This is a genomic window from Streptomyces sp. NPDC005485, from assembly GCF_040606085.1.
GTDB lineage: Bacteria > Actinomycetota > Actinomycetes > Streptomycetales > Streptomycetaceae > Streptomyces.
Genome location: NZ_JBEXDZ010000001.1, coordinates 73,567 through 97,020, shown reverse-complemented (window position 1 = coordinate 97,020; position 23,454 = coordinate 73,567). Strand labels below are relative to the sequence as shown.

Annotated in this window: 16 protein-coding genes; 5 read left to right on the top strand and 11 right to left on the bottom strand. The window is 71.0% G+C overall.

Going from position 1 to position 23,454, the window contains the following annotated elements; translation table 11 throughout:
* Positions 1-222 precede the first annotated feature (222 nt).
* Positions 223-1,044 (top strand): hypothetical protein, encoded by an 822-nt coding sequence (locus tag ABZS97_RS00480; protein WP_356131587.1) that lies wholly within the window; start codon positions 223-225, stop codon positions 1,042-1,044.
* Between the two features lie 22 nt (positions 1,045-1,066).
* Here ABZS97_RS00480 and ABZS97_RS00475 read toward each other — a convergent pair whose 3' ends face one another.
* The 5 genes from ABZS97_RS00475 to ABZS97_RS00455 form a co-directional block, all read right to left on the bottom strand.
* Positions 1,067-2,848, bottom strand: a complete 1,782-nt coding sequence (locus tag ABZS97_RS00475; RefSeq protein ID WP_356131584.1) for a serine/threonine-protein kinase — start codon at positions 2,846-2,848, stop codon at positions 1,067-1,069.
* A 111-nt stretch (positions 2,849-2,959) separates the two neighbouring features.
* Entirely contained in the window at positions 2,960-4,660 is a 1,701-nt protein-coding gene (locus ABZS97_RS00470) for a serine/threonine-protein kinase (RefSeq protein WP_356131581.1), read from the bottom strand.
* A 148-nt stretch (positions 4,661-4,808) separates the two neighbouring features.
* The gene (locus ABZS97_RS00465) at positions 4,809-6,563 is read right to left on the bottom strand and encodes a protein kinase (protein WP_356131966.1); all 1,755 of its coding nucleotides are present in this window, start codon (positions 6,561-6,563) and stop codon (positions 4,809-4,811) included.
* 181 nt (positions 6,564-6,744) lie between these two features.
* Positions 6,745-9,480: a protein kinase gene (locus tag ABZS97_RS00460; RefSeq protein WP_356131578.1), complete on the bottom strand. Its 2,736-nt coding sequence runs from the start codon at positions 9,478-9,480 to the stop codon at positions 6,745-6,747.
* Between the two features lie 191 nt (positions 9,481-9,671).
* Entirely contained in the window at positions 9,672-11,927 is a 2,256-nt protein-coding gene (locus ABZS97_RS00455; RefSeq protein ID WP_356131574.1) for a serine/threonine-protein kinase, read from the bottom strand.
* Positions 11,928-12,144: 217 nt separating this feature from the next.
* On the opposite strand from ABZS97_RS00455, the gene ABZS97_RS00450 reads away from it, so the two are divergent.
* Positions 12,145-13,197 (top strand): serine hydrolase domain-containing protein, encoded by a 1,053-nt coding sequence (locus ABZS97_RS00450; protein WP_356131571.1) that lies wholly within the window; start codon positions 12,145-12,147, stop codon positions 13,195-13,197.
* A 155-nt stretch (positions 13,198-13,352) separates the two neighbouring features.
* Here ABZS97_RS00450 and ABZS97_RS00445 read toward each other — a convergent pair whose 3' ends face one another.
* Positions 13,353-15,059 carry a glycerol-3-phosphate dehydrogenase/oxidase gene (locus tag ABZS97_RS00445; protein ID WP_356131569.1) on the bottom strand — a complete coding sequence of 569 codons (1,707 nt, stop codon included), beginning with the start codon at positions 15,057-15,059 and terminating at the stop codon, positions 13,353-13,355.
* A 261-nt stretch (positions 15,060-15,320) separates the two neighbouring features.
* On the opposite strand from ABZS97_RS00445, the gene ABZS97_RS00440 reads away from it, so the two are divergent.
* Both ABZS97_RS00440 and ABZS97_RS00435 read left to right on the top strand, forming a co-directional pair.
* Positions 15,321-16,529, top strand: a complete 1,209-nt coding sequence (locus ABZS97_RS00440) for a nucleotide sugar dehydrogenase (RefSeq protein WP_356131566.1) — start codon at positions 15,321-15,323, stop codon at positions 16,527-16,529.
* Between the two features lie 133 nt (positions 16,530-16,662).
* Positions 16,663-17,217: a hypothetical protein gene (locus ABZS97_RS00435; RefSeq protein WP_356131563.1), complete on the top strand. Its 555-nt coding sequence runs from the start codon at positions 16,663-16,665 to the stop codon at positions 17,215-17,217.
* A gap of 67 nt (positions 17,218-17,284) precedes the next feature.
* Here the strand turns inward: ABZS97_RS00435 and ABZS97_RS00430 are convergent, their stop codons facing one another.
* From ABZS97_RS00430 to ABZS97_RS00415, 4 genes are all read right to left on the bottom strand, one after another.
* Complete coding sequence (locus ABZS97_RS00430) at positions 17,285-18,409, bottom strand: GuaB3 family IMP dehydrogenase-related protein (RefSeq protein WP_356131560.1); 1,125 nt, start codon at positions 18,407-18,409, stop codon at positions 17,285-17,287.
* Positions 18,410-18,535: 126 nt separating this feature from the next.
* Positions 18,536-20,044 carry an IMP dehydrogenase gene (guaB, locus tag ABZS97_RS00425; RefSeq protein WP_356131557.1) on the bottom strand — a complete coding sequence of 503 codons (1,509 nt, stop codon included), beginning with the start codon at positions 20,042-20,044 and terminating at the stop codon, positions 18,536-18,538.
* Positions 20,045-20,207: 163 nt separating this feature from the next.
* Positions 20,208-20,783, bottom strand: coding sequence for a sigma-70 family RNA polymerase sigma factor (locus ABZS97_RS00420; protein WP_148010063.1), 576 nt, complete (start codon positions 20,781-20,783; stop codon positions 20,208-20,210).
* Between the two features lie 256 nt (positions 20,784-21,039).
* Positions 21,040-21,651, bottom strand: a complete 612-nt coding sequence (locus ABZS97_RS00415; RefSeq protein ID WP_003948568.1) for a response regulator transcription factor — start codon at positions 21,649-21,651, stop codon at positions 21,040-21,042.
* A gap of 391 nt (positions 21,652-22,042) precedes the next feature.
* Here ABZS97_RS00415 and ABZS97_RS00410 point away from each other — a divergent pair, with 391 nt between their 5' ends.
* On the top strand, positions 22,043-22,387 hold the full coding sequence (locus ABZS97_RS00410; RefSeq protein WP_356131553.1) for a WhiB family transcriptional regulator: 345 nt from the start codon (positions 22,043-22,045) through the stop codon (positions 22,385-22,387).
* 141 nt (positions 22,388-22,528) lie between these two features.
* On the opposite strand, the gene ABZS97_RS00405 is transcribed toward ABZS97_RS00410, so the two are convergent.
* Entirely contained in the window at positions 22,529-23,434 is a 906-nt protein-coding gene (locus tag ABZS97_RS00405) for a LysR family transcriptional regulator (protein ID WP_356131550.1), read from the bottom strand.
* Positions 23,435-23,454: the final 20 nt, after the last annotated feature.

Below are 23,454 nucleotides of genomic sequence, written 5' to 3'. Positions count from 1 at the left end.
GCCCGCCGAGCCCCGACCAGGGGGCAGTCGCACGGCCGCCCCGGGGGACAAGGCCGGGCAGGTCGGCGCAAGTTGGCCCCGTAGATCGTTGAGGACTTGACGTTTCTTTGACCTTGAGTTCATAGTCCTGCTTCACCGCTGCTTCACCTCAAGGTCCCTGGTTCGCCTCGCGCCGGGACCTGCGGTTCCCCCTGCCTGCCCACCGAAGGAACCTCCCAGAAGATGAAGAGATCCGCCCTGCCCCGCGCCGCCGTCACCGTCGTGACCTCCGCCCTCTCGCTCGCGTTGCTGACGGGCTGTGGCGGGTCGGGCTCCGACGACGACAAGAGTGCCGGCGCGAAGGCGTCGGAGACGGCTGCCGCGAAGGCTCTCAGCGGTGGCGAGTTGGAGAAGCTGATCATCGCCACGGCGGACGTCGACGGGTACAAGGTCGCGGCGGCCGACAGATCGCAGCAGTTCGCCTCGTCGAAGGACGACGTGAAGGTCGTCGACGAGAAGTGCACGCCGATCGCCTACGTGCTCACCGGGTTCGCTCCCGGGGACTCGGCGGCGTACATCAACCGGCAGGCGACGGAGGTGGCCGCGAAGCCGAGCGCGTCCTCCACCAAGAGCATGGAGGACATGACCGAGGAGGAGCTCGACGAGGCGATGAAGGGGATCACCGACGCGCTCGGGCAGACCCTGACGATCGTCTCCCTCTCCTCCTACGAGGATGACGGCGCGAAGAAGACGCTGTCGTCCGTGTCCGAGGCGATCGCCGGGTGCGGTGGTGGGTTCACGGCCACGGCCGACGGTGACACGCAGAAGTTCACGAAGGTCGAGAAGGAGAAGGCCTCCGGGACGGGTGACGAGTCGCTGGCGTTCGCCGTGACCGGGGACGCGGACGGCGACAAGGTCGTGGTGCACGGCGAGGTCGTCCGACACGGCAGTACCGTCGCCACGTACTACTCGATCAGCCTGGCCGCGTTCTCCGGCGACAGCGACGTCGCCGCGTACGACATCCCGGCCGCGGTCATCAAGGCCCAGGCCGCCAAGCTGAGTTGACCCGGGCGGACAGCCAGGGCTCTCACAGCTTGTCGATGTCCAGGTTGGCGATCGCCGTCCTCGCGACTTCACGGCCCCTGGCAGTGAAGTCGCCGGCGCCGGGGTAACTGATCGTGAGCTTGTACATGTTGCCCGCGGAGTTCTTGTAGTAGAAGATCCGCACCTCGCGGGGGCGGGGGTTCTGGCTGTCGGTGGTCGTGTAGATCACCGTGTTCTCGGCGGAGTCCTTGCCGTGGTACTTGGTCTGCTTCGTAGCCGTCCTGGGCCCCTCGGGCATGTCGAGCTCGTACTCGCCGCTCTCCTTGAAGTCGCCGTTGTCGGCGTACATTTCGGCGGCGGCCGAGTCCTTGATCTCGTGGCCCGTGTCCTCGGACTTCTTCGCCAGGTTCAGGCCGATCCAGATGCTGCCGCTCAGGTCGGTGTACGTCACCCAGTGCCGGTCCCTGCCCGACTCGTCCTTCTCCGGTCTGCCCACCTTGTAGTTCTCGGGTACGGCGAGGGTCGCGCCCAGCGCCTTCTCCTGGCGCTTGGCCCAGTGGTCCGGCAGCGGTCCCGCGAAGGGGTCGGCGATCAGCAGATACGCCACCACCGCGGCCGCCACCACCGCCGCGCCGAGGCCGACAAGGGCACCCCGGCCGACCCGGATGCCCTTGTCCGCCGGGACGGGGGCGGGGCCTGCAACCTGCACGACCTGCGTCGGTGCCGGAGCCGGCGGCGTGACCGCCTCCTGGAGCAGGTGGCGGACCTGGGCCGCGTTCGGGCGGCGGGACGGGTCCTTCTCGAGCAGGCCGTTGATGGCCTGGGCGAGCGGGCCCGTCGCCGAAGCCGGGGCGGCGGGCGTGGCGTTGAGCACCGACTGCAGCGTGGCCGGGGTGTTGCTGCGGCGGAACGGCGAGACGCCCTCCGTCGCCGCGTAGAGCACCACGCCGAGCGACCAGAGGTCGGAGGCCGGGCCGGGGCGCTGGCCCAACACCCGTTCCGGCGCGATGTATTCGGGCGAGCCGACGATGCCGCCGGTGTCCGTCAGGTTCGTCTCGCCCTCGATCTGGGCGATGCCGAAGTCGGTGAGGACGACGCGGTCGTGACGGCCGAGCAGGACGTTGTCGGGCTTGACGTCGCGATGCAGGATGCCCGCCGCGTGCGCGGCCTCCAGCGCGCCGAGGACCTCCAGGCCGACACGCGCCGCCTCCCTGACCCCGAGGGTGCCCTCCTGGAGCGCGTCGCCCAGGGAGCGGCCCCGCACCAGCTCCATGACGATCCAGGGCTGTCCCTCGACGACCGCGACGTCGTGGACGTTCACGACCGCCGGGTGGTCGAGCCGGGCCGCGGCGCGCGCCTCGCGGCGCATTCGCTCGAAGGCGTTGGCACGTTCGCGCTCGGGAAGATGGTCCGGGACACGGGGCTCCTTGACCGCGACCTCGCGGTCCACCGTCTCGTCCTTGGCCCGCCACACCGTGCCCATACCGCCGTGGCCGAGCTTCGAGAGCAGCCGGTAGCGACCGCCGATGAGCCGCCCGGCGCCGGGGTCCTCCTGCGACGGCTGCGCGGCCTGCGGCGCCTGCGCAGAGACCTGGGGCTGGGGCTGGGGTTGCGACTGCGGTTGCGACTGGGGTTCAGACCCGGGGTGCGCCGGTCCTTGAGCGTGCGCCTGCTGCCCGGGCACGATCTGGGTGGGCGCGGCGTACGGATTCCCCGGGTACGGCACGCCCGGCTGCTGTGCCGGTACGCCGCCCGGCCTCGGCGGTTGCAGGCCGAAACTCGTTGGTTCGTCGCCCCCGTAGGGGGCTCCCCCGTTGTTGCTCATGGCCTCATGCATATCGCGCCACGTGCCCTTGCTACCAGCCCGGCCGCCGCCCGGTCACAGACCCGTGACGCGAACCACCCCTTATCTCCGGTTTACGCCGTCGTCTCCCGTTCATGACGGTGCGAACGTATCCACCGCCACGTCGAAGTACTCCTTCGCCTCCCGCACCTTCCCGACCGGCGCCGAGACCCATACGTCGTACATCTGCCCGTTCTCCTCCCAGCAGAGGTCGTACGTGTGCCGTGCCCCCTCCGCCGCGGTGAAGCCGTTCCAGGTGAACTCCCACAGGGCGGCGGGCTGCTGGCCGTGCGTGGTCTCCGTCACCCGGCCGTCGCGGTAGCCCGGGTTCGTGGACGGCCCCTTGGCCTCCGCGCGCCGCATCACCCCGATCGGTCCGCCCGCCTCGGGGTCGGCGACCTTGATGCCCAGGCGGAAGACCTGCCCGGGCGACATGTAGAAGGTCCGCTCGCCCTGCGGCACACGCGCGAAATCGTCGGGCACCGCGAGGGTGAACCCCTTGGGATCCACCGCGAGGCTGTAGCCCGAGGGGGCCGTGCTGTGGACGGCGGGCGAGGCGTTCGACGAGCGCGTCACCGTCACCGTCGGCCCGGGCGTGCTCGCCGAAGGAGACGCGGGACTCGCCGAGGGAGACGCGGTACTGCCCGTCGTACGGGAGGAAGCGCTCGGCGAAGTGCCGGGCGAAGTGCGCGACGCCGTACTCGTCGGCGGTCCCCCGTCCCCGCCGCCCCCGTCGTCGTTCATCAGCAGCACGGCCGCAGACACGCCGGCCCCGGCCATCGCGGCGACCAGCGCGGCAGCGACGAGGGCGCCCCGCCTGGAGCGCTTCGGCGACGGCTGCGCCCCCACGGTCTGCGGTTTCGCCGACATGTTCCGCGTCGGCATGTCCTTCTTCAGTACGACGCGCTGCGTGGGCGTGTAGGCGGGAGTCCCGGGCGCCGGGCGCGGCGTACGGCCCGTGTCGCGGAACACCCGCAGCATCCGTTCCGCCTCCGCCGCGTCGAGCCGGCGCTCCGGATCGCGTTCCAGCAGCCCCAGTACGACGGGAAGGATGGGCGCGGCCTGAGCGGGCGGACGTATCTCGTCGAAGACCACCGCGTGCAGGATGCCGCCCAACGAGTCGCGGCGGAACGGCGATTCACCGCTCAGGGCCGTGCACAGGAGCGCGCCCAGCGACCACAGGTCGGACTCGGGGCCGGTCCGGACGCCCGACATCCGCTCGGGCGCGGTGTACTCGGGCGAGCCCACGAAGGAACCGTTCTCGGTGAGCGTCGTCGCACCCGCGACCTGGGCGATCCCGAAGTCGGTGAGGACGACACGGTCGCCACGGTCTCCTCCGGCGTCGACCAGGACGTTCGCGGGCTTGATGTCACGGTGCAGTACGCCCGCGTCGTGCGCGCGACGCAGCGCGCTCAGCAGGTCGATGCCGATGCGGGCGACCTCGCGGGCGTCGACGGGACCGCGCGAGGCGATCCGGTCGGAGAGCGAGCCGCCGTCGATCAACTCCATCACGATGTACGGGCGTTCGTCCTCCACGACCACGTCGTGCACGACGATGATGTGCGGGTGCCGCAGCTGCGCGATCGCGCGGGCCTCACGCAGGGTGCGGTCGCGCTGGAGCCGGGCCTCCTGCTCGGACAACGAGTCGTCGAGGGCGATCTCCTTGACCGCGACCTGGCGGCCCAGCAGTTGGTCTGTCGCGCGCCAGACGACGCCCATGCCGCCCCGGCCGATCCGCTTCTCCAGCCGGTAACGGCCCGCGATGACGCGGACGTTGTCCCCCTCGGTCCCCATGCGCCCCATCATGCCGCACCGGACGGAGACCCTCCGGGACGGCGTCCCCGGGGCAGCCGCCGACCGGCTTGTATCGGCCGTACGCGCAAACCGGTACCAGCCGTGCACGCGATCCCGCATCGGTCACGCGCGCAACCGTCCCCTGCTGTCAGCTGGGTGGGCGCCAGCCGCGCAGGATCGCGTCGAACTGCGGCCGGGTGGTGGCCCAGTCCGCCGCGGGCGCGGACAGATAGATGGCGTACTCGACGCCGTCACGGGCGAGATACGTCTGCTCGATGGCCCGGCGGGCGCCCGGGAACTCCGTCTGCTTCGGCAGCGCGGTCCAGGTGAACTCCCACAGCGAACCACTGCAGTCGCGGAAGGTGTTGGCCTGCAGACTCACTCGCTTGTAGTCCTTGAGCTTCTGCAACTGCTCCTCGAGGTCGATCTGGTGCATGTAGGAGTTGTCGAAGTCAGGGGAGTCGTCGATGGCGATGCGGACGAAGTGCTTGCCGCCGTCGGGGGTGTAGTCGATCTGGTTGCCGTCGACCTGCCGCTTCCACCCCTTGGGCAGGGCAACGCTGAAGCCCTCGACGTCCTTCTGGCGCTCCCAGTTCTTGGGCACGGCACCGGCGGGCTCGTTGCCACTGTTTCCCGAGCCGGGGGTGCTGCCGGCCGAACTCGCCGAGGTGCTGCTGTCCTTGTCCCTCAAGCCGTCCGCGTACTTCATGGCCAGGCCGCCGCCGAGCCCGACGACCGCGGCCACGGCGACCACGAGGGCGATGGTGCGCCCGCGTCTGCGTCCCCGTGCGGCGGGAGCGGGAGACGCCGTGTGCGCGGAAACGGGCTCGTGCAGCGTCGCTCCGGACGCGCCGGGGACACCACCGGGCCAGGGAGTGCCGGGTGCGCCCGCGCCACCGGACATGCCGGGAGCACCCGGCACGCCATAACCCGGCGCGGGATAACCAGGCGCGTGCGGGGCTGCACCACCCGTGCGGCTTGCCGCCGCCCCGTGGCTCCCCTGGCCCCCCTGGCCTCTGGGGCCCCTGGGGTCCCGGCCGCTGCCGTCCATGTGCTGCGTCGGCACGTACGCCTGCGCCGCGTTGGGCCTTCGTCCCTCGGCGGCCTCGGCGAGCATCTGCTCGGCCTCCTCCATGCCGGGCCGTACGGCGGGATCCTTGCGCAGGAGGGCCGTGATGACCGGACCCAGCGGACCCGCGTGCTGCGGCGCGGCGGGCTCCTCCTCGACCACGGCCTGCATGGTGCTCAGCGGCGAGGTCCGCCGGAAGGGCGAGCGCCCCTCCACCGCCGTGTACAGCGTCGCGCCCAGGGCCCACAGGTCGGAGGACGGCCCGGGATCGTGGCCGCGCACCCGCTCGGGCGCCAGGTAGTCCACCGAGCCGACGATCTCGCCGGTGCGCGTGATCGTGCTGTCGCCCTCGACCTGCGCGATCCCGAAGTCGGTGAGCAGGACGCGCCGGTCGGAGGAGAGGAGTACGTTCCCGGGCTTCACATCACGGTGCAGCACACCGGCGGCGTGCGCGGCCCGCAGCGCGCGCAGCACCCACAGGCCGATCCGTGCCGCCTCGGAGGGCTCGACGCGCCCCTGCTCCTTGACGGCGTCGGCCAGCGAGTTGCCCTCGACCAGCTCCATGACGATCCACGGCCGGTTGTCGTGCTCCAGGACGTCGTGCACGGTGACGACGGCCGAGTGGTTGATGCGGGCGGCGGCCCGCGCCTCGGCGTGGGTTCGCGCGAGCAGGACCGCCCGGTCACTCTCCGTGACATACAGGGCGGCGGTCAACTCCTTCACGGCCACGGCACGGTGGAGCACCTCGTCGTGCGCGCGCCACACCCGTCCCATGCCACCGCTGCCGATCGAGTCGACAAGCCGGTAGCGGCCCGCGAGGAGCAGGCCCTGCATCTGATTCACGTTTCCCCGCAATGGTCTTGACAAGGTCAGACTAAAGAGCGGCCCCCGCGCAGGGAACAAGCAGGGTCGTACGGAAACCGCACTGTGACGGTTCTCCCTTCCCTGTACGGGAGGGAACCAACAGGCGTACGGGGCCTGAGGGTCAGCCGTGCGGCCGATCACCCCGTATGTATCAGCCGGTCACCTGATAGGTCGACGACGCCTGCTCGTACAGCCGTGTCACCTCGTCGCGTTCGGCCTCCGGGCCGCGTACCTGCACCACGTGGTAGTGCCCGTCGACGATGAGCGCGAGATTACGTACGTACAACTCGTGCCCCGAGGAGTCCTGCCAGGTGAACTGCCCCTCGGCCATGGTTCGTCCGCCCACGTCGATCCGCCGCATCCCGGTCGACGTGGCCCATGTCGAGTCGCGGAACGGCTGCAACTCCTGCTCGCGCTCCCGCTGATAGGTGAGCGGATCGCTGCCGTAGCCGTCCGTGCTGTCCCGGCCGGGTACGACGATGAGCTCGAAATCTCCGTGGGAGTAGACGACCTGGCCATGGCCGTTCTTCGGCGTACGGCTCCAGCCGTCCGCCACGGCGATACGGAAGCCCGCGGCGTCCTTGCGCAGCGCGAAGCCCTGGGCGACATCGGGGTCGGACGTCTGCGCCTTCGTCGAACCGGACGAGCCGGAGGGGCTCTTGTCCTTGTCGTCATCGGAGCCGGGCGAGGTCTGGTCGGGTCGCGGCTCGCTGCCCGTCCCGCCGTCGGCGTTGGTGCCGGAGGAGTGCCCTGGGGCCGGGCTCACGTCCCCGGCCGCGCCGGTCCCCGCCCCGTTCGCGCTGTCGCCGGCGCCGGTACCGGACTCGGCCTTCGGCATGAACAGCACCGCGTACGCGACTGCCGCGACCAGCAGGAGCAGGAGCAGGAGAAGCAGGTTGCGGCCGAGGCTGCGCGGCCGGTTCGACGACCGGCTCGGTCGGCTCGAACCGCTCGACCCACTCAATCGGCTCTGCCGGTCCGGCCGTTCCGAGCGTTCGGACCGGCTCGACCGGTCGTGACGGGAGCGCTTGTGGCGGGCGTGCGCGCTGGTCGCGGGCAGACCTGCGCGGCGCCTGCGGACGAGCTCGCCCCGGCGCCGTACGATCGGCAGCCGGCGCGGGTCGACCGGGGGTGCCGCTATGACGTGGGCGCCCGCCTCGGGCTCGGGCGCGGACCGTACGAGGGAGCGCAGCCAGCCGTTCAGTTCCTCGAAGTCCAGCCGCTCGGTGGGGTCCTGGCGCAGCAGCGACTCCACGACCGGGCGCAGCGGACCGCACTCCTCGGCGAACGCGGGCGGCTCCGCGCACACCAACTGCACCAACTCGGCGGTGTTCTCCTCCGGGTAGGGCGCGTGGCCCTGCACGGCGCGGAAGAGCAGCGCCCCGAGGGCCCACAGGTCGGTCGCGGGCCCGATCGGCGCCGCCAACTGCCAGTTCTCGTGCACCGGTCCGGCCTGCTCGGGCGCCCAGCGCTCGGTCACGGGCCCGACCACGTTCATCCGCGCCTGCCGGGCACGCTCGGCGTCGAGCGCGGTGGCGGGACCGCGACGGGGCGGCGTGCCGACTCCGGTTCCCACAGTGTGTTCCACGGCGGTTCCCACGCCGTTTTCCGCGCTGGTCCGCACGCCGTGCCCTGCGGCGGTTCCTGCTGCGGATCCTGGGGTGGCTGCTACGGCCGTTTCTGCGGGCGACGCCCCTGGGGCGCCCCCGGCGACGAGTTCGTCCCAACCGCCGACCTGAGTCGCGCCGGTCGAACCCATCGAGCCCGTCGGCCCGGCACCGGTGAGCGCGGGGCGCCCCTGCCCGGTGTCGGCACCGTCGTTCCACGTCCGGCTCTGGCTCCCGTTCCAGGAGTTGGTGTGGGCCACTCCGTACGGATCGGCTATCTGTCCCGGAGGCGCCGTGGCGTCGGCTCCGGCGGGCCGGGGCCCGGGCAGCGCTGCCTGACCGCCCCGCTGCTGTTCGTGGACGCGGGCAGCGGCGCGCGCGCCGGCACGGTACGCGGCGATGGCCCCGGCGCGGGCCGCGCGGACGTCCACCTCGCCACCGGCTTCCAGCGCACGGCGCACGGGAGCCGCCGCACCTGCGCCACTGACCTCCGCGAGGGGGCCGCCGCGCTGCGCACGAGCCTCGATCGCGGCGCGACGCGCGGCCTCGGGATCCACACCCCGCGAGCCACCGGGCCTTGCCCCTGCCCCGATCGCGCCGGCCGCCGAACCACCGCTCCCGCCACCGGCTGCCGCCGGGGCTGCCGCGCCATCGTTCTCGAAGTCCCGTACCGGCACCGGGTCATACCCGCACAGCGCCTCTTCCGCGGCCCCGGCCGCCAGGCCGGTCAGCATCACGCGGCCGTCGTCGCAGATGAGCACCGTGCGTTCGGTGATGTTCCGGTGCACCCAGCCGTGGGCGTGCAGCACCCGCAGGGCGGCGAGGACGTCGGCGGCGACCTCGGCGGCGCGGTAGGGGCTCAGCGGCTTCTCGGCGAGCAGCGCGGCCAGCGACCTCGCGGGCACCAACTCGCTGACGACCCACAGCGACCCGCCCTCGGCGAACACGTCGAAGACCTGGTCGAGCCGAGGGTGGTCCGGTATCTGCGCGGCGGCCTGGGCCGCCTCGATGGCCCGCCGTACCGCCGGTTCGGTGGGCCGGCGCGTGGTCGACGCGGAACCTCGACGTGTCCCGCCGTCGCGCGCCACGAAACCGTCCGGCAGTCCGTCCGCGCCGAGCACCTCGGCCTCGACGACCTCCGGCAACGGCACCTGCCGGACGAGGACTTCCTGTCCGCTGTAGGTGTCGAAGGCCCGGGTCTCGGCGAGTTCGGGCTCGTCGGACGGTGGCAGCGGCAGTCGGTAGCGGTCGGCGAGTACTCGTCCCGCATAGTCGTCCACGATGCCTCCCCCGGCCGCCCGGTGGTCAATTCCGTTCGCCCTGCGTCCTTTTGTCGCTCCGCTTACGTACCCATGTGGCTGCGTACGGTCCGCAAGCACTCACGATACGTGCCGGAGGCAACCCGCAAAGAGGGGATGCGACATCTCGCTTCCCGCACGGGCAGGGGAACGTCAGATCGACGAGCGGTACGTCACGACTTCGGCTGGAACGTCTTGGTCAGCGTCTTCCATGTGTTCTTGCGCAGTTCGCTGTCCCAGGCGGAGGCCTTCGCCGTGTACATCAGCCCGTACCCGAGGTGGTCGTTGACGACGAACCCCCGGTCGATGGACCGGTACTTGGTGCCGCCCTCCGTGTAGGTGAACTCCCAGTCGGCCGTGTTCCAGCCGCGATAGTCCACCTTCTCTATTCGGACGCGCTGGTACTGCGCCCGCACCATGGACCGCTCCTGCCTCGTCCAGTCCGCGACGGGGTCGTCCTTGGGCGTGGTCGTCCAGCCGACCAGCAGCTTCTGCTCGTCGGGACCGGTGAACCGGGCTCCCGCCGTGTCCGTGGACTGGTACTTCCAGCCCTTCGGCAGCCCGATCGAGAACCCCTGACCGCCCTTGTACGTCGATACGGCGACGTCGTCCGACTCCTTGCCGTCGCCGGCACCGTCACTGCTGCCGTCGCTGTCCGAACCGGCCGAGGCACTCGCACTCGCGCTCGCAGCACCGTCGGTGCTCTCGTCCGCGCCCGCACCCGAACCCGAGGTCGAGCCGTCCGACTTGTCACCGCTGTCCGTGTGCGTACCGCTGTTCTTGTCCTTGTCACCGCTTCCGGCGGAACCCCCGCTGGACGCAGCGGCCTTGGTGTCACCGCCCTTGCCGCTCTTCGAGGCGTCGTCGTCGCCACCGCCGAGCGTCAGGGCGAGCACGGTCCCTATCACGGCCAGCACCACGACGACGGCAATGATGATCAACGTCCGCCGGGGCACCACATCCGTGAGCGGCGCCCGCGGAACGGGCCGCGGAGGCCGCTCCGGAGCCACCGGCCACCCGGACGCCGGCGCGGACGAACCCGCGGACGAGCCCGTGGACGAGCCCGTGGAACCGGCAGACCCCGCCGCACCCGCCGTTCCCGCCCCGGGCTTACCGAGCTCCCGGGCCTTCGGCTCCGTCTCTGCCTTGGCCTTCGCCGGAACAGATGCAGACCCGGAAGCAGGAGAAGCAGCGGCAGCCGATGCAGAGGCCGGAGAAGCAGCGGCCGAAGCAGAAGCCGCAGAGTCAGTACCCGCAGCCGCAGCCGCGCCGGTCGAAGCCGCAGTGCCCGTGGAAGTCGCTTCCTTGGCCCCGGCAGCGTCGCCCCCCTCCGCCCCCGCGGACGCGGACTTGGCACGCGCCGCGGCCGCCGAGGTGGCCGCCGCCGTCGCCGCACCGGCTGCCGAGGCAGCCTTGCGCACGGAGCGCAGCGCCCCGCGCAACCGGTCTCCCGACTCTTCGCCCCGCTTGCCTCCGGAGCCGCCCGAACTTCCCTTGCGCGGGCCCTCGTCCGGCGTCGGCGGCAGCGCCACGACCTTCGTCGCGTCCGCCGGCTCCGGCTCGGCCTTCCTGGGCTCGGGCGCGTAGATCACTTCGTTGAGCATCGCCCGCGCGCGCTCGTTGTCGAGCCGCTGCTGGGGGTCCTTGGCGAGCAGCCCGTAGATCACGTTCTTCAGCGGACCCGCGTTCTTCGGCTCCTCCACCGGCTCGGTCATCACCGCGGTGAGCGTCGCGATCGCGGACCCCTTGTCGTACGGGGGTACGCCCTCCACGGACGCGTAGAGCAGACCGCCGAGCGACCACAGGTCGGCCGCGGGCCCGGGCTTGTGGCCACGCGCCCGCTCCGGCGAGATGTAGGAGGGCGCGCCGACGAGCATGCCGGTCGAGGTGATGGAGGGGTCGCCCTCTACCTGCGCGATGCCGAAGTCGGTGAGCACGACCCGGCCGTCCTCGGACATCAACACATTCGACGGCTTCACGTCCCGGTGCAGGATGCCCTCGCGGTGCGCGGAGCGCAGGACGTCGAGTATCGCGAGGCCCACCTCCGCGGCGCGCTTCGGCGTGAGCAGTCCGTCCTCGCGGATGACCTCGGCGAGCGACTTGCCCTCGACGAGTTCCATCACGATCCAGGGCCGGTTGTCCTCGTCGACCACGTCGAAGACCGTCACCGCGCCGTTGTTGCGGATCCGCGCGATCGCCTTGGCCTCACGCAGCGTGCGTGTGATCAGTCGTCGCTTCTCGTCCTCGTCGATGCTCGTCGGGAACCGCAGTTCCTTGACGGCGACCGTGCGGCCGAGGGTCTCGTCCTGGGCGCGCCACACCGTGCCCATGCCGCCGCGGCCGAGAACGTCCCCCAGCCGGTACCGCCCGGCGAGGAGACGTTCGCTCTTGTCCTGACGGGATGCCCCCGCCCGCTCCGCCTCCGACATGCGTCCCCTCATGCAACCCGCCCTGACAGAGCCTTCATTGTCCCTCACCCGACAAGCGCTCAACGCCCAGGGTGCCTGTGGCGCACCGATCGACCGCCTCCGATGCACCCCGTCACCGCACGGCTACCCGACCGGCACGACACCGCTTCCGCCGGGACCACCCGCACACCCCCGCCACGCCGTCGAGCATGATGGGCCACGACGAGGGAGGACCGCGATGCCGCCGCCCAGGACACTCCGGACACTCCTGGCCATACCAGTGGCCGTGGCGCTGCTCGGCCTGGCTCCGACGGGCTCCCAGGCGCCCGCGCCGCCCGCCTCGGACACCGCGCTCGCCCTCCTCGTCACCCGTGGCAAGGCCCCGGCGGCGGCGCTGCTGGCCCGCGAGGAATCCGGCTCGCACTTCGCCCGGGCGGGCAACGGAATCGCTCGCGCCGACCACTTCCGCGCCGGCAGCATCACCAAGACGTTCCTCGCGACGGTCGTGCTGCAACTGGCCGCCGAGCACCGGCTGTCCCTGTCCGACTCCGTGGACGCCCACCTTCCCGGCCTGGTCCGCGGCGCGGGCAACGACGGCCGCCGTCTGACCCTGCGCGCCCTGCTCACCCACACCAGCGGCCTCCACGACTTCACCGCGGACACCGCAGGCACCGTCCCCGTGTCCCCGCTTCAGGCCGTACGCATCGCCCTCACCCACCCCCCGGCCGACCGCGGCCGCTTCGCCTACTCGAACACCAACTACGTCCTGCTCGGCATGGTCGTTCAGCAGGTCACCGGCCGCTCGTACGCCGCCGAGGCCGAGCGCCGCATCATCGCTCCCCTCCGTCTGAAGGGCACCTCCTTCCCGGGCGCCCGCTCCTCCCTGCCGACGCCGCACGGCCGCGCGTACGCCGCCGACGGCTCGGACGTCACCGATCTCGACCCGCGCGTGGCCGGCGCGGCGGGCGAGCTGGTCACCACCCTCGACGACCTGGACCGCTTCTACGCCGCCCTGCTCGGCGGCGAGCTCCTACCGCCGAGCGGACTGCGCGACATGCTCAACACCCGGACCGCACACGGCTCGTACGGCATGGGCCTCTTCCCTGTGAAACTTCCGTGCGGCACCACGGTGTGGGGGCACAACGGCCGGATCTCCGGCAGCTACGTGCGCACCGCTGCCACCGTCGACGGTCGTCGTGTCCTCACCTTCCGGGTGAACACGGACGGGATCGCAGAACCGGACCTCGAACCCGCGCTGCTCGCCGCCGAGTTCTGCCCCCGCACCCCGTAGAACGGACGGGTTTCGAGCAAAGATCCCAGCTCACGACACCCGTTCGAGTGAAAGCCCGGCCGACACAGGCCCGTCCGGCATGACGGGCGTCCGGCATGACGGACGCCCGGCATGACGGGCCCGTTCGAAGTGACGGGCCCCGCCCGGGCACGGCCCTACAACGGCACGATGTCCGGCGCCCCCAGCCGCGCCGCGTCCGCCGTGAGGTCGTCCGGCTGGCGCTGCGACTCGCGCTCGGCCTCCACCCGCTTCTCGTAGTGCTCGACCTCCCGCTCGATCTGGTCCTTGTCCCAGCCGAGCACCGGCGCCATCAGTTCGGCGGCCTCGCGGGCGCTGCGCGTGCCCCGGTCGAAGGTCTCGATCGAGATCCGCGTCCGCCGGGTGAGCACGTCGTCCAGGTGCCGGGCCCCTTCGTGCGAGGCGGCGTAGACGATCTCGGCCTTCAGATAGTCCTCGGCGGCCGGCAGGGCGACGCCCAGCGCGGGGTTGGCTGCGATGAGGTCGAGCACCTCCTCGGCGAGGGCTCCGAAGCGGTTCAACAGGTGTTCCACGCGCACCACATGAAGTCCGGTGCGCGCCGCGATCCGCGCTCGCGCGTTCCACAGCGCCCGGTATCCCTCCGCCCCGAGCAGCGGCACGTCCTCGGTGACGCACTCGGCGACCCGCTGGTCGAGGCCGTGCACCGCCTCGTCCACCGCGTCCTTGGCCATCACCCGGTACGTCGTGTACTTGCCGCCCGCCACAACCACCAGCCCCGGCACCGGATGCGCCACGGTGTGCTCGCGCGACAGCTTGCTGGTGGCGTCCGACTCACCGGCGAGCAGCGGGCGCAGTCCCGCGTACACCCCCTGGACGTCGTCGCGCGTGAGGGGCACGGCGAGCACCGAGTTCACGTGCTCCAGCAGATAGTCGAGGTCCGCGCTGGACGCCGCCGGATGCGCCTTGTCGAGGTCCCAGTCGGTGTCGGTCGTGCCGACGATCCAGTGCCGCCCCCAGGGGATCACGAAGAGCACGGACTTCTCGGTGCGCAGGATCAGCCCGGTCGTCGATTTGATCCGGTCCTTCGGTACGACCAGATGGATGCCCTTGGACGCCCGTACGTGGAACTGGCCCCGCTCCCCCACCATCGCCTGGGTGTCGTCCGTCCACACGCCCGTGGCGTTCACGACCTGCTTGGCGCGGATCTCGTACTCCCCGCCTCCCTCGACGTCCTGCACCTTGGCACCGACCACCCGTTCGCCCTCGCGCAGGAAGCCGGTGACGCGGGCGCGGTTGGCGACCTTCGCGCCGTACGAGGCGGCCGTGCGCACCAGCGTCGCGACGTAACGGGCGTCGTCCATCTGCGCGTCGTAGTACTGCAGCGCTCCGACCAGTGCGTCCTTCTTCAGGGCGGGGGCGACGCGCAGGGCGCGGCGACGGGAGAGGTGACGGTGCATGGGCAGGCCGCGGCCGTGTCCGCGTGCCATCGACATGCCGTCGTAGAGGGCGACGCCCGCTCCCGCGTACAGCCGCTCCCAGCCCTTGTGCTGGAGCGGGTAGAGGAACGGGACGGGCTTCACGAGGTGCGGGGCCAGCCGCTCCAGCAGCAGTCCGCGCTCCTTCAGCGCCTCGCGTACGAGCGCGAAGTCGAGCATTTCGAGATAGCGCAGGCCGCCGTGGATCAGCTTGCTGGACCGGCTCGACGTGCCCGACGCCCAGTCACGCGCCTCCACCAGGCCGGTGGACAGGCCGCGTGTCACGGCATCGAGCGCGGTGCCCGCACCGACCACTCCCGCGCCCACGACCAGCACATCCAGCTCGCGCTCGGCCATGGCCGCAAGTGACTCGGCTCGCTCCGCAGGCCCAAGTGTTGCTGTCCTCACCGCTGCCTCCCGCTGTCTGTCGCGCTGGCCACACCTGTCCGGCGGGGCTCGGTCCACGTCCCCCATGCCCAAATTCTGACCGCGTTGCCCGTCTTCGGCCACTACCCACCCGCAGCCTGTGGACAACACTCACGGAAACTCGCTCAACCAATCCCGTAAATCGGTCATATTTACTCCTAGTCTGACATTGCGCTCGCCCATCCTGTCCACAGGGCTTGCGCACCTGTCCCGCTTCGGCTACTGGGAAGGACGGCCCACTCCATGCCCGCAGATCTCGCCGTCATCGGACTCGGACATCTCGGCCTGCCCCTGGCCCAGGCCGCCGTCGCCGCCGGCATCCCCACGCTCGGCTACAAGACCGGGCCGGAAGGCGGCTCGCTCACCCCCGCCGAACTGCGCCGGATGCTCGCAGGGGGATTCCGGCCGACCAGCAACCCCGTCGAACTCGGGCGGGTCCGCACCGCTGTCATCTGCGCGCCGACCCCGCAGGGCGCCGACGGCGGCCTCGACCTCACCCAGGTGGCCGCCGCCGCCCGCACACTGGCCGCCCGGCTGCGTCCGCACACCACGGTCATCCTGGAGTCGCCGGTACAGCCCGGCACCACCGAGGAGTTCCTGCGCCCCCTCCTCGAAGAGGGCTCCGGGCTGCGCGCGGGCCGCGACTTCCATCTCGCGTACTCGCCGAGCCGCGTCGACCCCGGCAACCGCGACTTCGGCCCCGCCAACACCCCGAAGGTCATCGGCGGCCTGACCCCCGCCTGCACCGAGTCGGCCGCCGCCTTCTACGGGCGCCTCACCGACAAGGTGGTACGCGCGCGTGGACCCCGCGAAGCGGAGACCGTGCAGCTCCTGGAGACGAACTTCCGGCACGTCAACATCGCCCTGGTCAACGAAATGGCCGTCCTGTGCCATGAGTTGGGCGTCGATCTGTGGGACGTCATCCGCTGCGCGGAGACCAAGCCGTTCGGCTTCCAGGCGTTCCGGCCCGGCCCCGGGGTCGGCGGTCACGCGGTCCCCCAGGACCTGACCGGCCACGCGGGCCGTACTCTGCGCATGGTCGAACTCGCCCAGCAGGTCAACAGCCATATGCCGCAGTACGTCATCCAGCGTGCCGCCACGCTCCTGAACGAGCACGGCAAGTCGGCCCGCGGCGCACGCGTGCTCCTTCTCGGCGTCACGTACAAGGCGGACCTTGCCGACCAACAGGGCACCGCCGCCCACGAGATCGCCGTCCGCCTGATGGAACTCGGCGCGTCCGTCAGCTACCACGACCCGCACGTCCCCGCCTGGAGCGTGCTCGACCGTCCCGTCCCGCGCGCCGACTCCCTCTACGAGGCGGCCGCCGACGCCGACCTGACGATCCTGCTCCAGCAGCACCGCACGTACGATCTCCAAGGGCTGTCGGTCAAAGCCCAACTCCTGCTGGACACAAGGGGAGCGACTCCCACCGGGGCGGCACACCGGCTCTGACCCCTTCGAGGGCACGGAAATCCGCGTGTCCGGATGTCGTACGCGCCTGCTAATGTGCGGCAGCTCTCGCACACAAGTGCGCTCACATCCCTGGCGTGTCCCCGCGCACGCCTGCGTCCCTGGGGGGAACCACATGAGTCAGCCCACGCCGCCGCCGTCCGGTCCACCGGCCGACAACCCGTACGCGGGCCAGCCCGGCCAGCCCACCGCCCCGGCGGCCCCGTACCAGGCCGCGCCGCCCCAGGCCGGCTTCCCGATGGCCCCGATGGCCCCGGCCGCCCCGGTGCGCAACAACCTGGTCCTCGGTCTGGCCGCGGCCGTCGGCGCGGCGCTGGTCGCCGCGGGCCTGTACGGCGTCATCATCGGCGCCACCAAGCACGAGATCGGCTATGCCGCCGTCGGCGTCGGCTTCCTGATCGGCATCGCCGCCGGCCGCGTCGGTGGCCGCAACCCGATCCTGCCGGTGGTCAGCGCCGTCCTGTCGCTGGGCTCGGTCTACCTCGGCCAGTTGGTCGGCGAGGCGATGATCGGCGCCAAGGACCTGGGCGTCGGCTTCAGCGAGCTGTTCTTCGACAACTTCAGCCTCGTCCAGGAGGCCTGGAAGGCCGAGGCCGACCCGCTGACCTTCCTCTTCTTCGCGATCGCCGCGTACGTGGCCTTCTCCAGTGCGCGCAAGGCCGGGGCCTGACGACCCCGGCAGTACGCGAAAAGGCCCGTCCACCAAGAGGTGGGCGGGCCTTTCGCGTCGTGCGGGGTCAGCGCTTGTGCTGCGAGTCCGCCACCGTCACCTCGACGCGCTGGAACTCCTTCAGCTCGCTGTAGCCGGTGGTGGCCATGGCGCGGCGAAGGGCGCCGAAGATGTTCATGGAGCCGTCGGGGATGTGCGAGGGGCCCGTGAGGATCTCCTCGATGGTGCCGACGGTGCCGAGGTCGACCTTCTTGCCGCGCGGCAGCTCCTCGTTGACGGCCTCCATGCCCCAGTGGTGGCCCTTGCCCGGCGCGTCCGTGCCGCGGGCCAGCGGGGAGCCCATCATCACCGAGTCGGCGCCGCAGGCGATCGCCTTGGGGAGGTCGCCGGACCAGCCGACACCGCCGTCCGCGATGACGTGCACGTACCGGCCGCCGGACTCGTCCATGTAGTCACGGCGTGCCGCGGCGACATCCGCCACCGCCGTCGCCATCGGGACCTGGATGCCCAGCACGTTGCGCGTGGTGTGCGCGGCGCCGCCGCCGAAGCCGACGAGGACACCGGCCGCACCTGTACGCATCAGGTGCAGGGCCGCGGTGTACGTGGCGCAACCGCCGACGATGACCGGGACGTCCAGCTCGTAGATGAACTGCTTCAGGTTCAGCGGCTCGGCGGCACCGGAGACGTGCTCGGCCGACACCGTCGTACCGCGGATGACGAAGATGTCCACGCCCGCGTCGACGACGGCCTTGGAGAACTGCGCCGTGCGCTGCGGGGAGAGCGCGGCGGCGGTGACGACGCCCGAGTCGCGCACCTCCTTGATGCGCTGCCCGATCAGCTCCTCCTTGATGGGAGCCGCGTAGATCTCCTGGAGGCGGCGGGTCGCGGTCTCCGCGTCCAGCCCGGCGATCTCGTCGAGCAGCGGCTGCGGGTCCTCGTACCGCGTCCACAGGCCTTCGAGGTTCAGGACGCCCAGGCCGCCCAGCTCGCCGATGCGGATCGCGGTGGCCGGGGAGACGACCGAGTCCATCGGGGCGGCCAGGAACGGCAGCTCGAAGCGGTAGGCGTCGATCTGCCAGGCGATCGAGACCTCCTTCGGGTCTCGCGTACGGCGGCTCGGGACGACGGCGATGTCGTCGAAGGCGTACGCCCGGCGGCCGCGCTTGCCGCGCCCGATCTCGATCTCAGTCACGTGTGTGGCCTTTCCCTCTTCGCTTCTGCGCCTCCCAGTATCCCCGACGCATACGACAAGGGCGGCCCCGGAACCCCCGAGGCCGCCCTTCACGCGCGCGTGGACGCCGTTTACGGCGCCGTGCGACTACTTGTTGCGGCTGTAGTTCGGCGCCTCGACCGTCATCTGGATGTCGTGCGGGTGGCTCTCCTTGAGGCCCGCCGAGGTGATCCGGACGAACCGGCCGTTGTCCTGCAGCTCCGGAACGGTGCGGCCGCCGACGTAGAACATCGACTGGCGCAGTCCGCCGACCAGCTGGTGGACGACCGCGGAGAGCGGGCCGCGGTAGGGCACCTGGCCCTCGATGCCCTCGGGGACGAGCTTCTCGTCGGAGGCGACACCCTCCTGGAAGTAGCGGTCCTTGGAGAAGGAGCGCTGCTCGCCGCGGGACTGCATGGCGCCCAGGGAGCCCATGCCGCGGTACGACTTGAACTGCTTGCCGTTGATGAAGAGCAGCTCGCCCGGCGACTCCTCGCAGCCCGCGAGCAGCGAGCCCAGCATCACCGTGTCGGCACCGGCGACCAGGGCCTTCGCGATGTCGCCCGAGTACTGCAGGCCACCGTCGCCGATGACCGGGATCCCGGCCGCCTTCGCGGCGAGCGACGCTTCGTAGATGGCCGTCACCTGCGGTACGCCGATGCCGGCGACCACGCGGGTCGTACAGATGGAGCCGGGGCCCACCCCGACCTTGATGCCGTCGACGCCCGCGTCGATGAGCGCCTGCGCGCCGTCACGGGTGGCGATGTTGCCGCCGATGACGTCGACGCCGCCGGAGTTCGACTTGATCTTGGCGACCATGTCGCCGACCAGGCGGGAGTGGCCGTGCGCGGTGTCGACGACGATGAAGTCGACGCCCGCCTCGATGAGGGCCTGGGCGCGCTCGAAGGCGTCGCCGGCAACGCCGACGGCCGCGCCGACGAGGAGGCGGCCCTCCCCGTCCTTCGCGGCGTTCGGGTACTTCTCCGCCTTCACGAAGTCCTTGACCGTGATGAGGCCCTTGAGGACGCCCGAGTCGTCGACCAGCGGAAGCTTCTCGATCTTGTGGCGGCGCAGCAGCTCCATGGCGTCGGCGCCGGAGATGCCGACCTTGCCGGTGACCAGCGGCATCGGCGTCATGACGTCGCGCACCTGCTGGGAGCGGTCCGTCTCGAAGGCCATGTCACGGTTGGTGACGATGCCCAGCAGCTTGCCGGAGCCGTCGGTGACCGGCACACCGGAGATGCGGAACTTGGCGCAGATCGCGTCGGCCTCGGTGAGCGTCGCGTCCGGGTGCACCGTGATCGGGTCGGTGACCATGCCGGACTCGGAGCGCTTCACCAGGTCGACCTGGTTGGCCTGGTCCTCGATGGACAGATTGCGGTGCAGAACACCGACGCCGCCCTGACGGGCCATCGCGATCGCCATGCGCGACTCGGTGACCTTGTCCATGGCGGCGGACAGCAGCGGGATGTTCACCCGCACGTTCCTGGAGACGTACGAGGCGGTGTCGATCTGGTCGGGCGCCATGTCCGACGAGCCCGGCAGCAGCAGCACGTCGTCGTAGGTCAGCCCGAGTGTCGCGAATTTGGCGGGCACTCCGTCGACGTTGGCAGTCATGACACCTTCCCCAAATGGCCTTGATCGGTGCGGATGTCCATGCTAACGGGAAGCGGGGGTCTCTCATTCCACGGTTCAGGGTGACCCCGATCTTCGTATGTTCGTACGGAGTCGGGGGCCGCCCGTTTCATCCGCGGCCCGAAGGCATGTGTCGGGCGACCGCCTACTGCTCGGCGAGCGCCCGCAACCGGCTCAGCGCCCTGTGCTGCGCCACCCGCACCGCACCCGGTGACATTCCCAACATCTGGCCCGTCTCCTCGGCGGTGAGGCCGACGGCGATGCGCAGGAGAAGCAGCTCGCGCTGGTTCTCCGGGAGGTTGGCCATGAGTTTCTTGGCCCACTCGGCGTCGCTGCTGAGCAGGGCGCGCTCCTCGGGACCGAGGGAGTCGTCGGGCCGCTCGGGCATCTCGTCCGAGGGCACGGCGGTCGAACCGGGGTGGCGCATCGCGGCACGCTGGAGGTCGGCGACCTTGTGCGCGGCGATCGCGAAGACGAAAGCCTCGAAGGGGCGTCCGGTGTCCTTGTAGCGCGGCAGCGCGAGGAGTACGGCGACGCAGACCTCCTGCGCCAGGTCCTCCACGAAGTGCCGCGCGTCGCCCGGGAGCCGGGACAGACGGGTGCGGCAGTAGCGCAACGCCAGTGGGTGGACATGGGCGAGCAGATCGTGTGTGGCCTGTTCGTCACCGTCCACAGCGCGATGGACGAGCGCACCGATCACCGTCGTCTCGTCATCGCGCATCGGTCCATGGTGCCTCGGCGTCGTCCTGTCCGTGGCACCGCGTCCGTAGTTGTGCACCGAAGCGTTATGAGCAGGTGCGCCGGAACTCATCTCCTGCGCCCTCCCCTTCCGCTCGCCCGACTCGTCCCCGAGGAACTCCACACCTCAAGCATGCGGCATCGGCGGCGAAACGAGCAGCGGACACTCGGCGGGTCCTTTTGCCAACCCCGCCCACCATGCGGTAGGCGGGGAATTCCGTACCCCCGCTGAGGCTCACCTAGCGGACCAGGCCCCACCGGAAACCGAGCGCCACTGCGTGCGCGCGGTCCGAGGCGCCGAGCTTCTTGAACAGCCGCCTGGCGTGCGTCTTCACCGTGTCCTCGGAGAGGAACAGCTCGCGGCCGATCTCCGCGTTGGAGCGGCCGTGACTCATACCCTCAAGGACCTGGATCTCCCGCGCGGTCAGGGTCGGCGCGGCACCCATCTCGGCCGACCGCAGTCTGCGCGGCGCGAGCCGCCAGGTCGGGTCGGCGAGCGCCTGCGTCACGGTGGCCCGCAGTTCGGCGCGCGAGGCGTCCTTGTGCAGATAGCCGCGGGCTCCGGCGGCGACGGCGAGCGCCACGCCGTCCAGGTCCTCGGCGACGGTGAGCATGATGATGCGCGCACCGGGGTCGGCGGACAGCAGCCGCCGGACCGTCTCGACGCCGCCCAGTCCGGGCATGCGTACGTCCATCAGAATCAGGTCCGAACGGTCGGCACCCCAGCGGCGGAGGACTTCCTCGCCGTTGGCCGCCGTCGTCACACGCTCGACGCCGGGCACGGTCGCGACCGCGCGGCGGAGCGCCTCTCGGGCAAGCGGGGAGTCGTCGCAGACGAGGACGGATGTCATGGCCGCCCTCCGCAGCTGATGCGCGTCACCTTGAGCCTCCAGGCTGGTACGAAATCGTCACCTGTGCGGTCGATACTCGCCGACGGATAGGACCGTCTGCCCGAGCGCTTGTACTTTTCAACCGCCTCGCACTCTCAACGACGGTCACTCGAAAGAGTTACGGGGCTGTCATCCATCTTCGGCACTCTACGTGAGGGCGCAGTAACGGTGGAGACATGCACAACGGACCCACAAGCTTTCATCACAAGCTATGCCCCGTTTGGCCGTTTTTCTTCCCTTTCGCTGGTGTCTAAGGCTAGATTCGCAATGAGTCATATTTTCATCTCCTTAGATCGTAGTTGTACGGTCGGTAGGCACATAACGGCCCAGAACGGCAACAAGGGGACACGCAATGGCAGATTTCTCCCGCCTTCCCGGTCCGAACGCGGACCTCTGGGACTGGCAGCTCCTCGCGGCGTGCCGCGGGGTCGACAGCTCGCTCTTCTTTCACCCCGAGGGCGAGCGCGGTGCGGCACGGAGCGCACGTGAGAACTCGGCCAAAGAGGTCTGCATGAGATGCCCGGTCCGCGCGCAGTGCGCGGCCCACGCACTGGCGGTGCGCGAGCCGTACGGCGTGTGGGGCGGGCTGACCGAGGACGAACGTGAGGAACTCATGGGGCGGGCGCGCAACCGGCTCGTCTCGGCGTCGGCGTCAGCGTCGGGCGTCGGTGGCCCGACGCACCAGATGCACAACTGAAGGAACGTTTCTCCCCGTTGGGCACGCTTACGCGTGCCCCTTCTTTTGAAGCCTTGGAGTTCGCCTCTGAAGCCTTGGAGTTCGCCTCTGAAGCTTTCGAGCCCGCCTCTGAAGTCTTCGAGCCTGTCTCCCGCCGGGAGTTCAGCGCTCCGCGGCCCCCGCGAGGTGATCGAGGGTCGCCGCCACCGCGGGCACCTGGGCCAGATCCGGCAGGGTGAGCGCGACGATCTCCCGCCGGACCGCGGGCTCCACCGTCACCGTGCGGGCCCCCTTGGGTCGTACGGACTCGATGGCGAGCTCCGGGAGGACCGCCACGCCGAGACCGGCGCCGACCAGGCCGACCACGGCCGGGTAGTCGTCGGTGGCGAAGTCGATGCGGGGCACGAAACCCGCGGTCCGGCAGACCTCGACGAGCTGTCCGCGGCAGCGCGGGCAGCCCGCGATCCACGGGTCACCGGCGAGTTCGCCGATCGCGACCGAGCCGGCGCGGGCCAGCCGGTGCCCCTCGGGGACCAGCCCGACGAGCCGGTCCCTCAGCAGCGGCCGTACGACCAGGTCGTCCCACTCACCCGTGCCGCCCTCCGTCGCGGCGCCCTCGTAGCGGAAGGCGAGCGCGATGTCGCAGTCGCCCTCGCGCAGCATCTCGACCGAGCGCGGCGGCTCTGCCTCCTCCAGGGAGACGCGGGTGCCGGGGTGTTCGGCGCGCAGGGCGGCGAGGGCGGTGGGGACGAGAGTGGAGCTGCCGCTCGGGAAGGAGACGAGGCGGACGCGGCCGGCGCGCAGGCCCGCGATCGCGGCGACCTCCTCCTCGGCGGCCGTGAGTCCGGCGATGATGCCCGCGGCGTGCCGGACCAGCGCCTCGCCGGCCTGGGTCAGCCGCATCTCGCGGCCCGTGCGGATCAGCAGCGTGGTGCCCACGGAGGATTCGAGCGCCTTCATCTGCTGGCTGACGGCGGGCTGGGTGCAGCCCAGTTCCCGCCCGGCCGCCGAGAAGGAGCCGGTGGCGGCGACGGCGCGCAGAACACGGAGATGACGGGCCTCGATCACCCTTCGAGCATAAGCGAACC

Bases quoted from the DNA above. Each gene is read 5' to 3' on its own strand.
- ABZS97_RS00480 (WP_356131587.1), top strand. From the start codon at position 223: ATGAAGAGATCCGCCCTGCCCCGCGCCGCCGTCACCGTCGTGACCTCC.
- ABZS97_RS00475 (WP_356131584.1), bottom strand. From the start codon at position 2,848: ATGAGCAACAACGGGGGAGCCCCCTACGGGGGCGACGAACCAACGAGT.
- ABZS97_RS00470 (WP_356131581.1), bottom strand. From the start codon at position 4,660: ATGGGGACCGAGGGGGACAACGTCCGCGTCATCGCGGGCCGTTACCGG.
- ABZS97_RS00465 (WP_356131966.1), bottom strand. From the start codon at position 6,563: ATGCAGGGCCTGCTCCTCGCGGGCCGCTACCGGCTTGTCGACTCGATC.
- ABZS97_RS00455 (WP_356131574.1), bottom strand. From the start codon at position 11,927: ATGTCGGAGGCGGAGCGGGCGGGGGCATCCCGTCAGGACAAGAGCGAA.
- ABZS97_RS00450 (WP_356131571.1), top strand. From the start codon at position 12,145: ATGCCGCCGCCCAGGACACTCCGGACACTCCTGGCCATACCAGTGGCC.
- ABZS97_RS00440 (WP_356131566.1), top strand. From the start codon at position 15,321: ATGCCCGCAGATCTCGCCGTCATCGGACTCGGACATCTCGGCCTGCCC.
- ABZS97_RS00435 (WP_356131563.1), top strand. From the start codon at position 16,663: ATGAGTCAGCCCACGCCGCCGCCGTCCGGTCCACCGGCCGACAACCCG.
- guaB (WP_356131557.1), bottom strand. From the start codon at position 20,044: ATGACTGCCAACGTCGACGGAGTGCCCGCCAAATTCGCGACACTCGGG.
- ABZS97_RS00420 (WP_148010063.1), bottom strand. From the start codon at position 20,783: ATGCGCGATGACGAGACGACGGTGATCGGTGCGCTCGTCCATCGCGCT.
- ABZS97_RS00415 (WP_003948568.1), bottom strand. From the start codon at position 21,651: ATGACATCCGTCCTCGTCTGCGACGACTCCCCGCTTGCCCGAGAGGCG.
- ABZS97_RS00410 (WP_356131553.1), top strand. From the start codon at position 22,043: ATGGCAGATTTCTCCCGCCTTCCCGGTCCGAACGCGGACCTCTGGGAC.